This is a genomic window from Lysinibacillus sp. DFXJR4 (assembly GCF_057196045.1).
On the sequence record NZ_JBXUNW010000009.1, the window covers coordinates 40,668 to 55,503 of the forward strand.

At 36.1% G+C, this 14,836-nt stretch carries 21 protein-coding genes; 5 read left to right on the forward strand and 16 right to left on the reverse strand.

Annotated features, from left to right (window positions below):
* Nucleotides 1-42: 42 nt before the first annotated feature.
* On the reverse strand, nt 43-513 hold the full coding sequence (locus AC2CGN_RS16915) for a MarR family winged helix-turn-helix transcriptional regulator (protein WP_484515086.1): 471 nt from the start codon (nt 511-513) through the stop codon (nt 43-45).
* Between the two features lie 131 nt (nt 514-644).
* On the opposite strand from AC2CGN_RS16915, the gene AC2CGN_RS16920 reads away from it, so the two are divergent.
* Nucleotides 645-1,136 (forward strand): CarD family transcriptional regulator, encoded by a 492-nt coding sequence (locus AC2CGN_RS16920; protein WP_286924324.1) that lies wholly within the window; start codon nt 645-647, stop codon nt 1,134-1,136.
* A gap of 111 nt (nt 1,137-1,247) precedes the next feature.
* Here AC2CGN_RS16920 and AC2CGN_RS16925 read toward each other — a convergent pair whose 3' ends face one another.
* A complete protein-coding gene (locus AC2CGN_RS16925; protein ID WP_429982853.1) occupies nt 1,248-1,406 on the reverse strand; it encodes a hypothetical protein in 159 nt (52 codons plus the stop codon).
* 462 nt (nt 1,407-1,868) lie between these two features.
* The gene (locus AC2CGN_RS16930) at nt 1,869-2,243 is read right to left on the reverse strand and encodes a HesB/IscA family protein (RefSeq protein WP_286924326.1); all 375 of its coding nucleotides are present in this window, start codon (nt 2,241-2,243) and stop codon (nt 1,869-1,871) included.
* A gap of 186 nt (nt 2,244-2,429) precedes the next feature.
* Here AC2CGN_RS16930 and AC2CGN_RS16935 point away from each other — a divergent pair, with 186 nt between their 5' ends.
* A complete protein-coding gene (locus AC2CGN_RS16935) occupies nt 2,430-3,122 on the forward strand; it encodes a DUF2225 domain-containing protein (protein WP_286924327.1) in 693 nt (230 codons plus the stop codon).
* A gap of 49 nt (nt 3,123-3,171) precedes the next feature.
* Here the strand turns inward: AC2CGN_RS16935 and AC2CGN_RS16940 are convergent, their stop codons facing one another.
* Nucleotides 3,172-3,408, reverse strand: coding sequence for a NifU family protein (locus AC2CGN_RS16940; protein WP_004228295.1), 237 nt, complete (start codon nt 3,406-3,408; stop codon nt 3,172-3,174).
* Nucleotides 3,409-3,491: 83 nt separating this feature from the next.
* Between AC2CGN_RS16940 and AC2CGN_RS16945 the strand changes: the two genes are divergently transcribed.
* Nucleotides 3,492-3,827: a YuzD family protein gene (locus tag AC2CGN_RS16945; protein ID WP_286924328.1), complete on the forward strand. Its 336-nt coding sequence runs from the start codon at nt 3,492-3,494 to the stop codon at nt 3,825-3,827.
* 67 nt (nt 3,828-3,894) lie between these two features.
* Here AC2CGN_RS16945 and AC2CGN_RS16950 read toward each other — a convergent pair whose 3' ends face one another.
* Nucleotides 3,895-4,962, reverse strand: coding sequence for an NAD(P)/FAD-dependent oxidoreductase (locus tag AC2CGN_RS16950; RefSeq protein WP_286924329.1), 1,068 nt, complete (start codon nt 4,960-4,962; stop codon nt 3,895-3,897).
* A gap of 321 nt (nt 4,963-5,283) precedes the next feature.
* On the opposite strand from AC2CGN_RS16950, the gene AC2CGN_RS16955 reads away from it, so the two are divergent.
* Nucleotides 5,284-5,520 carry a YuzB family protein gene (locus AC2CGN_RS16955; RefSeq protein WP_286924330.1) on the forward strand — a complete coding sequence of 79 codons (237 nt, stop codon included), beginning with the start codon at nt 5,284-5,286 and terminating at the stop codon, nt 5,518-5,520.
* 84 nt (nt 5,521-5,604) lie between these two features.
* Here the strand turns inward: AC2CGN_RS16955 and AC2CGN_RS16960 are convergent, their stop codons facing one another.
* Both AC2CGN_RS16960 and AC2CGN_RS16965 read right to left on the reverse strand, forming a co-directional pair.
* Nucleotides 5,605-6,357: a TIGR01457 family HAD-type hydrolase gene (locus AC2CGN_RS16960; protein WP_429982863.1), complete on the reverse strand. Its 753-nt coding sequence runs from the start codon at nt 6,355-6,357 to the stop codon at nt 5,605-5,607.
* On the reverse strand, nt 6,354-6,806 hold the full coding sequence (locus AC2CGN_RS16965) for a DUF86 domain-containing protein (RefSeq protein WP_484515092.1): 453 nt from the start codon (nt 6,804-6,806) through the stop codon (nt 6,354-6,356). Before AC2CGN_RS16965 ends, AC2CGN_RS16960 begins: the two co-directional genes overlap by 4 nt.
* Before the next feature lie 88 nt (nt 6,807-6,894).
* Between AC2CGN_RS16965 and AC2CGN_RS16970 the strand changes: the two genes are divergently transcribed.
* On the forward strand, nt 6,895-7,161 hold the full coding sequence (locus AC2CGN_RS16970; RefSeq protein ID WP_427544861.1) for a DUF3055 domain-containing protein: 267 nt from the start codon (nt 6,895-6,897) through the stop codon (nt 7,159-7,161).
* Nucleotides 7,162-7,314: 153 nt separating this feature from the next.
* On the opposite strand, the gene AC2CGN_RS16975 is transcribed toward AC2CGN_RS16970, so the two are convergent.
* From AC2CGN_RS16975 to AC2CGN_RS17015, 9 genes are all read right to left on the reverse strand, one after another.
* Nucleotides 7,315-7,512, reverse strand: coding sequence for a hypothetical protein (locus AC2CGN_RS16975; RefSeq protein ID WP_429982865.1), 198 nt, complete (start codon nt 7,510-7,512; stop codon nt 7,315-7,317).
* Between the two features lie 8 nt (nt 7,513-7,520).
* The gene (locus AC2CGN_RS16980; RefSeq protein WP_286924334.1) at nt 7,521-8,075 is read right to left on the reverse strand and encodes a D-glycero-alpha-D-manno-heptose-1,7-bisphosphate 7-phosphatase; all 555 of its coding nucleotides are present in this window, start codon (nt 8,073-8,075) and stop codon (nt 7,521-7,523) included.
* Between the two features lie 118 nt (nt 8,076-8,193).
* Nucleotides 8,194-8,547, reverse strand: coding sequence for a YutD family protein (locus AC2CGN_RS16985; RefSeq protein ID WP_054770580.1), 354 nt, complete (start codon nt 8,545-8,547; stop codon nt 8,194-8,196).
* Nucleotides 8,548-8,580: 33 nt separating this feature from the next.
* Complete coding sequence (gene lipA / locus AC2CGN_RS16990) at nt 8,581-9,504, reverse strand: lipoyl synthase (RefSeq protein ID WP_283869357.1); 924 nt, start codon at nt 9,502-9,504, stop codon at nt 8,581-8,583.
* Between the two features lie 105 nt (nt 9,505-9,609).
* The gene (gene yunB / locus AC2CGN_RS16995; protein ID WP_286925742.1) at nt 9,610-10,377 is read right to left on the reverse strand and encodes a sporulation protein YunB; all 768 of its coding nucleotides are present in this window, start codon (nt 10,375-10,377) and stop codon (nt 9,610-9,612) included.
* Between the two features lie 65 nt (nt 10,378-10,442).
* Complete coding sequence (locus tag AC2CGN_RS17000; RefSeq protein ID WP_313373243.1) at nt 10,443-11,552, reverse strand: HD-GYP domain-containing protein; 1,110 nt, start codon at nt 11,550-11,552, stop codon at nt 10,443-10,445.
* A gap of 36 nt (nt 11,553-11,588) precedes the next feature.
* Nucleotides 11,589-12,956: a bifunctional metallophosphatase/5'-nucleotidase gene (locus AC2CGN_RS17005; protein WP_484515096.1), complete on the reverse strand. Its 1,368-nt coding sequence runs from the start codon at nt 12,954-12,956 to the stop codon at nt 11,589-11,591.
* Nucleotides 12,957-13,005: 49 nt separating this feature from the next.
* Nucleotides 13,006-13,827 (reverse strand): sulfite exporter TauE/SafE family protein, encoded by an 822-nt coding sequence (locus AC2CGN_RS17010; protein ID WP_286925745.1) that lies wholly within the window; start codon nt 13,825-13,827, stop codon nt 13,006-13,008.
* On the reverse strand, nt 13,827-14,684 hold the full coding sequence (locus AC2CGN_RS17015) for a DUF72 domain-containing protein (RefSeq protein ID WP_484515098.1): 858 nt from the start codon (nt 14,682-14,684) through the stop codon (nt 13,827-13,829). The genes AC2CGN_RS17010 and AC2CGN_RS17015 overlap by 1 nt, the downstream gene beginning before the upstream one ends.
* Between the last annotated feature and the right edge of the window lie 152 nt (nt 14,685-14,836).

Sequence of the window (14,836 nt, forward strand, 5' to 3'; positions counted from 1 at the left end):
GCTAGTGATACTACTCTAAGAATTCTGAACGTATTCCATTCCTTAGAGTGAATCCTGCATTTCTAAATGTTCCACTTGCCAATTAAGCCTTAAGATATGTTTTAATTTGGTCACATGCTCTTCGCCTATCGTGTTGATAAGTTGCTGCTCAATTTCAGCTTTGTATAGTTCATTTTTTTTATAGCATTCTTCACCAAATTCAGTCATACGAATAGCTTTATGTTTCTTACTATGTTCAACTTTACAAACTTTTACAAGACCTTTGGCTTCCAAATTTTTTATAAATTTGTGGGTTGCCTGTCTAGAAAAATCAACATCCTTAGCCACATCTGAAATCGTAAGTTGCTGATTATATATTTTTCCCAAAATACTCCATTCGGAATTAGAAATATAAATATGATTATGTTTATTCCACTTCTCTTCAGCAAGCCGTCGAAGTATTTCATGACGCTCGCTTAATAAATCAATGACATCCCGATTTTGCAATTCGTCCTTCAACTTTTTCACCTTCATTCCCTATTTTTTCGTTAATAATATACAAAAAAAAATACCAATCGTCAACTAAGTTGACAAAAAATATTAATTGGATTATACTTAATTTAGTCAACTTGGTTGACAATTTATTTTTGTTGGAGGGAATTTACATGTATAGTGTTGGCGATGTAGTCATTTATTCATCACATGGTCTTTGTTCAATTGAAGATATCTGTGAGCAAACTTTCAGCGACATTACAAAAACTTACTACGTTTTACATCCATTAAATGATTCAAAGTTAACCATTCGTACCCCTATTGACAATGCAAAAAAACAGCTTAGAGACATTATAAAAAAAGATGATGCCCTCAAAATTCTTCATTCATTTACTTCTCCTGGTGTTGAATGGATAGAACAAAACACACATCGTATGCGATATCATATAGAAATCATTAAATCTGGTGATCGACAAAAGCAAGCAAATCTCTTAAATACTTTACTTAGAAAAAAGCTTGAATTTCTAGCACTAGAAAAAAAATTCCCAAATCAAGAAGAAAAATTACTTCAAACCTTACAGGAATCCATTTTCTCGGAGTTTTCGATTGCCCTTAATAAACCCTCAGAAGAAATTTATGAAGATGTATTAACAAAACTTCAATAAACATTTTTGGGTACATAAAGAAGCCACAACAATCTCAAAATTGAGGTCATTGTGGCTTCTTTTATATTTAATCAAATCTAGTCTATGTATACACCAAGTCAATATGTAATGTTACTGTCTCTTTTCAACAAATAACAAAATTAGTGTTGCCAATGGACCTAATACAAGAGAAAGTAAAAACCAATTTAACCCCGTTCTATTCTTCCCTTGTGCAAGTGCAGCATTTATCAACGCCAATGTACCCCAACCTACGAAATATTCGTTATCCATTATCTGCCCCCCATCTTATTTAACAATCCTGCACCGTTATGTATATTTCTTCACAAATTTGATTATAACACATCCAAATAACATGCTTCATTAAAGGTGTCGATACTGTTATTGTATATCACCGTCACTTGCGCAAAACGTAGACTTAACGTCCATTAAATCAGGTATAAACCCAATAGAAACAAGTTTTAAAAACATAATCATTGAATCCTGCATAAGTACGTTGATCGCAAATAATTCGAAGCTCTTGAATAGACTGATTATGTACGGACATAATTAATTCATTTTCTCGCTTCCCCATTCTTGCTCTAAATCGTTTAATAAAAAAAGCGCTTCTTTCCATATCGATATTCAATACGTAAGAAAGCGCATTTAGCGTATATATTCAAATATCCTATAAAAACCAACTAACAACTAGTCAGTTTAAATACGTAAGATACGTTCTACTGTCAGTTCAACTAATTATTCACAAACCTCAGGTGTACCTTCACGTTTCGCTGCTCTGAAAGATGTGCCGCAGCCGCATGATGCGATCGCATTTGGATTATCGATTGTGAAGCCACCGCCCATTAGCGATTGTTTATAGTCAATTTTTGTTCCCATTAAAATCGGCGCATCTTCGCGGGAAACAAGAATTCTTAAACCATGTTGTTCATCTTCAATATCATCATCTTTTTTCTCTTTATCAAAATGCATCCCATAAGACAGACCACTACAGCCTCCGCCATTCACAGCTACACGTAAAAAAGAACCTTGCTCTTCGTTATGCTCCATCATTTCTTGAATATGAAAACCAGCTGCCTGTGTAATTTCAATTACTTGCTTTGAACTTGTCATCCCAATCACCTTCCTTCTTATATAACATCATATCAATTTTGACTATTGTATGACAAACATTCAGCTTCGAGCGTATTTTTAGCAATAATTCTAATATTTTTCACATAAATAGTATTTTTTATTCATGTTTATAGAAATTACATTGGTATAATAGTTATAACGATGTCGATGAAAGAGGTAAAAAATATGGAGATTTCACCTTATTACGAAAAAAAAATTCAATGTCTTAATTGTAAAAAAGATTTTCCTACATTAAAAGTCCGCTCTAAATTCATTAAGGTCGACCATACAGAAACGGACTTTCAACCTATTTATGCTGATGGGATTAATGCTCTTTACTATAATGTTTTTGTTTGTGAGCACTGTGGCTTTTCCTTTACAGAAGACTTTACCAAATATTTTGCACCTGGTATTCAAGATGAAATTCGCACGCAAATTACTGAAAAATGGGTACATCATGATTTTAAAGGAGAGCGTACTGTATTTCAGGCAATTCAAGCCTATAAGTTAGCCTTCCTTTGTGGCACTATCAAAAAAGAAAAATATGTTGCCATAGCTGGTCTCGCATTACGTCTCGCATGGCTTTATCGTTCCCTTAACAATAGTGGTCAGGAGCAGCGCTTTATGAAATTGGCTCGGGATCAATATATGGAATCCTATTCAACAGAGGATTACAGCTCAACCCAGATGTCTGATGTACGTATCATGTATATGATTGCAGAACTATCAAGACGTATTGGTGATATTGAAAATGCTACACGCTTCTTTTCAAGGGTCATTGAAAAACAAAGCATTGGTGGGGAAGCAAAAATTATTGATATGGCAAAAGAACAATGGGCTATCATCCGAGAAGAAAAAGAACAGTCACGCCAACATTAAAAAGAAAAAAGTTCTAGCTTGAATGGTCAGCTAGAACTTTTAAAATTGTTTAGAATACTTGCTCTACCTCAACGATACCAGGTACTTCTTCTAATAGTGCACGTTCGATACCCGCTTTAAGCGTAATCGTTGAACTTGGGCAACTGCCACAGGCACCTAGTAAACGTAATTTTACAACGCCGTCCTCTACATCTACTAATTCACAGTCTCCACCGTCACGTAGTAAGAATGGGCGTAATTTATCTAATACCTCTTGTACTTGGTCGTTAATTGTTGCTTCAGCCATTTATCTCGACTCCTTTCCTTATAATGATTATAATGTTAGCAACAGAAAAAATCCAATATAGTATCACGGGGAGAGGAAATACAATGGGACAAATGAAACCAATGATCGAAATTTATGGAACGGCAGTTATCTGCGCTAGCTGTGTAAACGCACCTTCTTCAAAGGATACATATGAGTGGCTACAGGCAGCGATTGATCGAAAATATCCAAACCAAGCTTATGATATTCGTTATGTAGATATCGAAGGTCCAATTGAGAATGAACGAGATCAAGATTATGCAACTCGCATACAAGATGATGAATTTTTCTATCCATTAGTTTTAATAAATAATGAAGTAGTGGGAGAAGGTTATGTGCAATTAAAGCCTGTATTTTCAGCGCTTGAAAAAATGGGCTTTACTCCAGATGAAACCGTATAAAAAATAAAATGGATTGCTTCAACTGATTACAATTGAAGCAATCCTATTTTGGCTCTAAATGGCTAGGTTAATCGTTTTGGTATTTATACAGCCATAATAGTCCTGATTTCATCAATCGAGCTATACGTCCTGTTACAGTTGTGTCTGCTAAATAAGCAAAGCCCTGTTTTTTACCAAGTGATCCCATAAAGCCTTTTAATTTAATATCTGGCATCTTCTCTGGTAAATTTTCACCTTTCCAACGCATACGAAGCACTTTTACAATATGTTCTGCTTGTTCCTCAGCTAACTGAGCACTAGGGGGAAAATCCGACGAAGCACAATCCCCAACAACATATACATGCTCATCATCAAGGACATTAAAATATTGCGTTACTAGTGGACGACCTTGCTTATCTTTTTCAACATCCATCTCACGCACAATTTTCACTGGCTGGACACCAGCAGTCCAGACAACCGCATCCAGTGGAATTTCATCTTCATGATTAAAGATTTTACCAGGCTCAACCTTTGTGATATTCGAATTGGCAATGACATCAACATCATGCTTCACAAACCAAGCCTTTACATAGTTACTCAATTTTTCTGGGAAGTCCTTCATAATACGCGGACCACGGTCAAATAATTTTATCTTTAAATCTGCGCGACTTTCACGAAGCTCACTTGCAAGCTCAATCCCACTTAAGCCAGCCCCTACAATTCCGACTGTAGAGCCCGCTGGTAAACCACAAAGTGCTTGGAAGGTTGCACGTGATTTCGCCATAGTTTGAATGCTAAATGTGTACTCCTCTGCACCTGGTACACCGTGATATTTATCTTCACAGCCAAGCCCTACGACTAAATCATCATATTCAATACGTTGCCCATCTTCTAGAATGACTACTTTTTCAGCACGATCAATGTTAACGACTTCTCCATATACAGCCGTTAAACGTTCATGCTCCGGGAAGCTTACACGAATTTCTTTATCTGTTGAAGTCCCTGCTGCTAATGCATAAAATTCTGTTTTTAAACTATGGAAAGGGGCTCTGTCTACTAGCACGATTTCCGTGTCTAATGGAAGATTGTTTGGTAACAAACGAAGCATGACACGCATATTGCCGTAGCCGCCACCTAAAAGTACTAATTTTCCCATAATAGTCTCCTTTTATACCTCTTATAATAATTGTTCACAAAGTATCCACAAATGAGTATAACCGATTGTGAGATGTTTCACAATATAAGAATGCAATTTTGTGAAAGATTTCACAAAATAAATGATTACCTGCATTTTTCGAATGATTTTCGTAGTATTTGCATTTCGTCATTACAGCTCTAATCCCCCTCATAGTTCCCTTCAATTCCTTTTTTTTAAGAATTTAACTAGAAATTAAATTCCTCCTTCAGCTCAAGGTAAACTTAAATTATTGACGAAAGTTTTAAAAGCGAGTAGCATTACTTTGGTGAGGTGACATGTATGAATCCAATGGTTGAATTTTGTATAAATAATTTAGCAAATGGCTCTCAAAAAGCATATGAAATATTAGAGCGTGATCCAAACATCGACGTTTTGGAATATGGCTGCCTCAGCTACTGTACGAAATGCTCAGAATCCTTTTATGCAATCGTCAATGGCGAATTAGTGGAGGCTGACTCTCCTGAAGCGTTAACAGAAGCCATCTATCAATTTATAGAAGAAAATCCTCTATGGTAGACAATAAAGAACAACTATATTAAATTTGAACATATGAAAAGGATGTTATGCCAAAATTTCGACAAAACATCCTTTTTAATTTTATTAAATCAAAGCCTCTATAACATAAGTTGGCTGCTGTTCTTTCTCTAACACACTACTTGTTGGTGTTACACCTGTATTAACATGAATAGTATCACAGCCAAAACGAATACCACACATGATATCTGTATCATAATTATCGCCAATCATGACCATCTCTTCTTTTGTAAAACCGTGCTGAGAAGCAATCATCTCAAGCATAGCAGGTGATGGCTTGCCAATATAAATGGGTTCAACATCAGCAACCTCCCCAACTAATCGAGCAAACGCCCCATTTCCAGGAAGAAATCCATATTCAGTCGGGAATTTAATATCTTGATTTGTTGCGATAAACGTTGCACCTTTTTGAATAGCAATTGTTGCCTTGGCAAGTGCCATATAATCCAAGGTGCGATCAATACCCATAACGAACACCTCTGGCTCTTCCTCAACAGGCTCAATACCTTCATTTAATAACGCTTTACGAATACCATCAGAGCCCATCATGGCAACTTTTTGACCTGGGAAGTTTCTCGCAATATATTTGGCTGTCACCAGTGCACTTGAGTAAATATGTTCAAGGGGTGCATTTACACCAATGGCGATTAAAGCCTCCTGCAGTTGCTCTCTAGTCTTAGAAGAATTGTTTGTAACATAGAAAGGCTCAATACCAATTTGCTGCAAACGTTGAATAAATGAGATTGCAGAAGAGATGCCCTCTTTTCCACGATAAACTGTACCATCTAAATCAAAGCAATATGCCTTATAGTTTTTCATTGATGATCCTCTGGTAAAAATGCAGATACCGGGCCAAGTTCATTTGTTAAATAATCGTTTACGGCGGGTGGGAACTGCTTTAATGCAGGTAGACTTGCTGTTAATACATCGATTACTTCCTGAATATCGACCTCTATAAACTCACGAACAAGCATTTTACGTAAGCCTACAACTGCTTTTAATGGTGCTTCCATTTCTGTTGATACAACTTTTTCATCGATTAATATATCAATAATATCCTCATAGCTTCCTGGATCACGCATAATGAAGCCGTCTATCATCAAATTTCCAACATCCATCATTGACTCCATAATATTGTGACCAATTCGCTCGATTGCTAATTTTTTAATATCATTTTGCAGCCAGTTATCTTCTGTCTCCAAAATAGCTAATAATCCATCTAAGTACTGTAAATTTTTTGTGATTTTATTACGATCTACAAAATACACAAGGAAAGCCCCCATTCAAATCTTTAAAAGTTGATAGTTTTTTCTCTTCTATAGTACCATATCTATAGGACTGGAAGGAGATTAAAAGATGGAACGTTTTTTTTTATATGATGATGTAGAGGATACAAAAACACGCTTTGTTAGTTTTGCAGGAAAAAAGCTTCGTTATGATTTAGCTATTTTGCAATCGGGTCGTTTTTTTGGTAAAGTGCTTGTCATGGATATTCAATTTGGACGCTTCGCCATTATTGGTCCAGACGATATAGAAGAGCCTGGCTATCTTGAGCATGTTTACAATCGTTCAGAGGAAGATACTGTTGAATTACGAGAATATTTACGTGAATTATTGAATTAACACCCTTTAAAATTAGGGTGTTTTTTTATAAGAGACCCCTTAAGAATTGATTACAAAAAAATTCCGCTTTCTACAGGCACCTTGCATGTAAAACAGAAGATAGCGGAATTTTTTGGTAACAATCTTAAAAATAATAATTTATCCAACCATATGCTAATCATTAGTCAAAATAGAAGGATTATCTTTATTTCGTGGCTTATTTTTATTCTCATTATCGTTTTGCTTTTTAGCTTGTTTATTTTGTCCAATAACACCTAAGTCGTCGACACTAATATCAAAACCATACCCGTACTCCTCACGGTCAACTGTTTTTTTATTGTGCTGTTCTTTAGTCAAGTTCATCACCTCCATTTAGTAAACTATCCTTTTTCATATGATTTATACGTGACTCCTTGTGCATCTTCAATTATCCAATTAGCTGCACTTATTAAATCTGGAAAAATTGCGTCTGCTAATGGATCTCTTTCACCTAAAAAAACACCTTTGGTTCCTGCCCGTTTTCCGGCTATAATATCCGTGTCCGTATCTCCCACCATGTAGGATTTGGATAAATCAATATTATACTTTTCTCCAAGATCTACGATGAGTTTACTATTGGGCTTACGGCAGTCACAGCCCGACTTTGGTTTATGTGGACAATAGACTACTTCGTGTATAATGGCACCGTCCTTTTTTAGTTCCTTCATCATATGCTCATGTATTTTTTGAAGCTTTGACTCTTTCATAAACCCCAAGCCAACCCCACCTTGATTGGTTACCACAAATATATAGTCAAAGTACTTATTTAATTTTTTTATAGCCTCTGGCACACGGGGCAGGAAATAAAAATCCTTGGGCTTATTCACAAACTTAACACGATTCGTTAACACCTCATTAATTACACCGTCACGATCTAAAAATACAGCTTTTTTCATCTTAGCAACACACCTTTAATTTTAAATATACATTTATTAGTGTGCCCCAAATTACAAAAAATCATCTTTTACAAATTTAAAAACCCTGATGCAAATGGCATCAGGGTTTTGTTGTTGTTTATTCTAATATTGGCTCATTTTCAATTGGCTTTGTCACTTCGTTATCTTCACCAACAACCTCTTCTTGTTGGTAAATTGCCTTACCAGATTTACGTAATACGAAATAGGCACAGCCAAAATTACAAAACTCATATAAATAATCTTGAAGCGTACTAATTTTCGTATCGAAAGTGGATTTTTGATTTTTATCATCAAAAAAGCCTTTTAAGCGTAATTGATTATAGCCCCAATCGCCCACAATATAATCATATCTGGCTAAAATATCTGAGTATCGCTCATTAAATACTTCCTCTTGAAAGGCGTCTCGGTAATCTTCAATAATCTCATATTCATATCCATCAATAATAATCAAAGTGACACCACCTATTCTATGACAGCTTTTGCTTTATAATTCTGCTTGTAATTGTCGTTCTTTTGTTGCTGCATTCACTTGCTCATCAGCATGATAGCTACTACGCACAAGTGGGCCAGCCTCGCAATGCTTAAAGCCTTTTTCCATCGCAATTTTACGTAGCTTCCCAAATTCTATTGGAGAATAGTACTTTTTAACAGGCAAATGCTTTTTCGTTGGCTGTAAGTATTGACCGATAGTCATAATATCTACATTATTTGCTCGTAGATCGTCCATTACTTCCAAAATTTCTTCATGTGTCTCACCTAAGCCGATCATTAAAGAAGACTTTGTAGGGATATCTGGCTGCATTTCTTTGGCCAAGCGAAGGAATTCTAAGGAACGCTCATATTTTGCACGTGCACGTACTCTAGGCGTTAAGCGGCGCACCGTCTCAATATTATGGTTTAAAATATCTGGCTTTGCGTCCATTAAAATTTGCAGGTTCTCTTGCAAGCCACCTAAATCAGATGGTAGGACTTCTACAGATGTAAACGGACTCTTACGTCGAATCGCACGCACCGTCTCAGCGAGTACTTGTGCGCCACCATCCTTTAAGTCATCACGCGCAACCATTGTAATAACAACGTGCTTCAAATTCATAATGGCTACCGAATCTGCTACACGCTCTGGTTCAGCTAAATCTAGCTCATTTGGTAAGCCTGTTTTAACGGCACAAAAACGGCAAGCACGCGTACAAACGGAACCTAAAATCATCATTGTTGCTGTACGACGTTCACCCCAGCACTCATGAATATTAGGACAGCGTGCTTCCTCACATACTGTATGCAGGTTTTTTTCACGCATCAGTTTTTTTAGCCCTTTATATTCATCATTTGTGTTTAGTTTAATTTTTAGCCAGTCCGGTTTTCTTAAATGTTCTTCCTTATTTGTGCTTGTAGGTTTACAAGATGTCATACGAATATCGCCCCTATCAAAAATGTGCTTTTTTTATATTAACTATCTTTACTGTTGTCAATGTAACATATTAAAGGAACGGCAACAACTATCACAGCAACTTTTCTATTTATCAAATGGTATAGGTATTTCAAGTGATGGCTGAGTCCCCTCAGTACCATTTGTATAAACATTGGGTACAGGCCCCCTTGTCAATCCCATTGCAACTGGGATATCCTGCGTAATGGTTGAGGATTTACTAGCGAATGGGACAATGATTTGTACATTTACCTCTATACGAATTCCTACTTCCACAAACGCACTGTTAATACCATATTCCGTTATGGAAGAAGTAACATCACTATGCACATTACCAATTACATGAAAGCGTGCTGGAATTTTAGGACCTAAATTCCCCAGTAGTGGAATATTAGCTGCTTGGCTTATTGGTATATAAAAGACAATCCCATTTCCTTCTTTTATTTTATTTAAATCATATTCAATATTATCGAGATCAGGCAAACTCGATAAATCTCCTAGTTCTGCTTGCTCCAAATACATTTTTACTTGCTTTACTGTGTCTGCACGTACTCGATTAATGATTTCTGTATTAATTTTCAAATCAGAGCTGCTGTTGGGAGATACTTCTACAAGAACGTCATTAATATCTAAAACATTTAAAGATGCTTTACTCACAACATAGGATGCAATTTTATTGGTTTGTACTTCAGCATATTGTAAGTAGGTGGGCATAAGTCGCTCGTTCAAAAAATAAATGAATAAAGAAACACCTATAATGATGCTTACGATTAACAAGGTCAAACGATTTAACCGTTTTCCCTTTTTTCTATAGCTACCATAATGACTATAATTACTATATGATCTTAGTTTCATTCTTTTTCGAGGGAAAAACAAAAAAATCTCCTCCTGTTCCATAAAATATGAACAGGAGGAGATTTTTATTCGACCTTGGACGGTACAACATAGTCTGTTTCTACGCATTCAATGGTTAAGCCAGGGTAATCCACTAAATTAATTTCATATGTAGCTGATAGTAATTGATTTTGCTCCTCAAAAACACGAATAAATGGGTATGCAGCATTCAAAGTATTTTGTCTTGATACGATGCCTCTACGATTATCCGATAATTTTAAAATAACTCCATTTGGATAATGGACAACCGCCTTTTTCAAAGCTCTCACAATACGTGCATCATAAATAGTACCTGCACCCGCCTCTACAATTGCTAGGCCCTGTGATGGTAGCATTTTCTCACGGTAAACTCGATTTGTGGTCACCGCATCAAAGACATCAGCGACACCAATAATTTTAGCAAACGGATGAATTTCGAAATCAACTAAGCCTCGAGGATAGCCACTGCCATCAATGCGTTCATGGTGCTGGAATGCACAGTGAGCTACTAGCAATGATATAGAATGTAAATTACGTAACAAATCAAAGCCATAACGTGTATGCTTTTTCATCGTATCAAATTCCTCATTGGATAAGCGTCCAGGCTTTGTGAGAATTTCCTTTGGTACCATTAGCTTGCCTACATCATGTAACAATGCACCAATGCCTATCAAACGTAAATCCTCTGCTGAATATCCAAGCTCCTTCGCAATAGCTATCGAATAGAGCGTAACCTGAAAGGAATGTTGGTATAAATATTCATCAAATAAATATGCATCTGTAAGTATTGTTAAAATTTCATCATTTCCTGTAACTGCTGACAGTAACTCATCTACAATTGAGACAATCGCTTTTGACTGCTGGTCAAGTATATAAGAGGCATTCACTGGATTTAATCCATCCATTGATTGAAAAGAACTCTTAATGGTTGAAACTGCCTTATTTCGCATTGCAGTTGGAACGGTTTCCTTTACTTCAATCCCTTCAGAAATTTCATCATCTATATATAAATAATGCATATTTAATTCCTGAAGTCTTTGAATAATGCGGTCATTTATCACAACATCCTTCTTTAATAAAGGATGTCCAGCCTCATTCCAAATAGTTCTTCCTAATACCATTCCTTCTTTTAATACATCGATTGAAATTAATCGCATGACCTCTTCCCCAATCCATTCTAAAAGCATTGATTTCTACGGCTTAAAAATTCTTTGCCCATAATCTATCATAATGTTTCGTAAAAATTCTGGTAGAATATATTTTTTCTTCGCATATTTAAAACTTGGATAAAAATAACCAAATGTAAATAAATCAAGTGTTACTAATTTATAAATTCGATCGTTATCTGCAAGCTTTCCATTGATAAGTAACTGACGATCCTCATTCATGGAAAAGCCATAAGTCAGCATCTTTCCAAAGATTACGCCCCTAAATCCTAGTCCTTTCAACTCAATATAGGGCCACTCTTCATTTTTGGATTGCTGGAATATTTCTTTCATTTCTGTAACCGTTAATTCAATCGTACATAAATTAATTGGATGTGGGAAAATCCTATGCAAGTCCAGTGCCGTTACAGTTCCCTTTGGTAGGCCATCTAAAAATATTCCTGCATTAAATAATGCACAGTCTGCTCCGCTTTTATCTAAGATGGCCCGTGCAAATAAATCGGATAATTGCGAATAATGGAACCATTCCTTATTGTACGATTTTTCCGTTGTAAATATTGGGATATCTAGTAATTGCTTGCCTTTTTCCTCATATGACTGTACAATATCTAGCTCATTTTTAACCTTTGGCAAATCCTTATTATGAATTAAACTATCCTTTTTTTCAACAATTTTCCTCAGTTTTTTATCATATTCTACCACAAGATGCCCTGTATATTGTCCAAATTTTCCTCCACCTGTTAATAAAACGCCATTAACAAGCTTTCCATTCGGAAGAATATGATGGGTATGTGAACCAAAGATTACATCTATTTCTGGGCACTCCTCCGCTAAAAGCTCATCCTCTGTCACACCTAAATGTGACAAACAGACGATAATATCTACTTCATTACGAAGCTGAAGAGCTAGCCGAATTAATGTTCCCCGAGCATCGTCCATTTGCCATTTTAATTCTTTATAATAAATTTCAAACATTGCTGTGGCTGCAATTACTGCCAGCTTAGTACCATGTGTTGTGGTTAATATAACATAGGGCTTCATCCAAAAAGGATTACTTCCCTGTGAGGCATAGACATTGGCAACAACAACCTCAAACGCTGCCTCATCATACAAATGATATAGCTCTTCGTGTGACAATGTTATACCTTCATTATTACCAATGGTCACAACATCGTAACCCGCTTCATTTAGCAGTTTCACATTCCCCTTACCAATTGTAGCCTCTGTATAAATATTGGAACGATCTAAATGATCACCTACATCAAAAAGAAAACTTGATTCACCCAATGTTGCGAGCTCCATACGCTGCTCTTTCACATAATTTTGCATTCGTGGCCAATACTTAAAATGACTGTGCAAATCATTCGTGTGAAAAATATGAATTTTTTCCAGCATTTTAGCCACCTCTTCTTTTCATTCACATTATTATCTCAACAAGAGATATTCACAATAAACCTTCAATTATGGATCTAATTCCCATCAATAATAATATAACGCGCAACGCTACAACAAGTGTCTCTGATTTTATTCTTTTATTTAATGCTGCTCCAAGCTTTGCACCGATATAGGCGCCTGGGATTACAGGGATTGTATAGAGCCAAGGTACATGTCCTAAATATATGTGACTTGCCGAACCAACAAGCGAAGAAAGAAACACTAGGAACATCGATGTTGCCACAGCAACATGTGGTGGGAATAAAAATAAAATTATCATTGCAGGAACAATCATTGAGCCACCACCGATACCAAATAATCCAGAGGCAAAACCTATACAAAACGTTAAAATAATGGCAAACCAAATGGGATATCCATAAATAAAGGTATTACCTTCAGTATCTGTAAATTCTCGCTGCGTCCCATTTTTTACAAACCATTTTACTGGTTTCAATTTATCACGTACAAGTAATATTGTCGCTAAAATAATAAGTAAAATACCAAAATATAAATTAAATGAAGGTAAATCTAATCCCTTATTTACCCACGCACCAAGCATTGTTCCTGGGACACTACCTATAAAAAATAGTAAACCGCTTTTATAATCAACAGTTTTGGATTTCATAAAGCTTAAGGTTGAGGCAAGCCCAGTAAAAATCATCATTACAACAGATAATCCAACCACTTTTTGGGGTGTTATATCTGGAATCATTCCTAGATTCAATCCTACGAATAATGTTGCTGGCACTAATATTATGCCCCCGCCTAGTCCAACTAGTGCACCTACTAAGCCGGAAAACAGTGCAATAATGACTAAAAGAAAAAATTCCATTATAGTTCCCCTTCAAACATATTTAATTGTTTAGGTGCTAGTCCGACATCCTTAATGTCTAAGATACCTTGTAGCTCCTTCGCATTTTTAGCAGCATGCAGTCCTGAATTATTATTAAATAATACATAAAGCTCCTCCACCTCAGTCTCAAGTCCTTTGATATGATGCCCAAGCTGCTGCAACTCTTCTTTATTATAATCGTATAAGAACCGAACTTTTCGCCAATTTTCAGCATTTCCGGTGTTACGCCAGCCATGAATATTGCGACCATGAATTCGAATAAGTGCCTTCTTAGCAGTAACAGTAGGATAAAATGGAATTGATCCGACACCTGCTTGTGGCTCATCACAAATGGTATGAATAAATTGTTGCTCTCGTAAGAAATTCATAGTTTGCTGCACGACAGGCTCTGCATACCATGTTTGATTTCTAAACTCTATAGCCACCTCAAAATCCTTAAGCTGCTGTCGTATATACAACAAATATTGAACATTTTTTGCCTGACAATCAAACCACGGCGGAAACTGAGTAAGAATCATTCCTAGCTTACCATGGTATTTAAATTCATTGGCACATTCGATAAAGGCATTAAACATATCATTTTTTGATTCAAAAGGAATATCCCCCCGTAAATGCCCTGTCATGCCTTGATAGGCTTTGACAACAAAACGGAAATGATCCGGCGTATCCTGACACCATTTTTGTACATTCTCTTTAGATGGTATAGCATAAAAAGAAGTGTCTACTTCAACCGTTAAAAAATGACCCGTATAATCGAATAATTTATCTTTTGAGGCAGTCACTCCACTGTAAAGTGAAGGATGATCGCCCCAACCAGTTAATCCAACTCGTATCATGTGACCCCCTCCTCTATGTACATTATCATAGCATACAGTTTCTACTTCCATATAAACACAAAGTAAAAAAATCGTATTCACTGATTCTAAGAACGAATAAAAAAACTGCACCCGATTGTTTAATGTGTACAACAATCGGGATACAGCATACT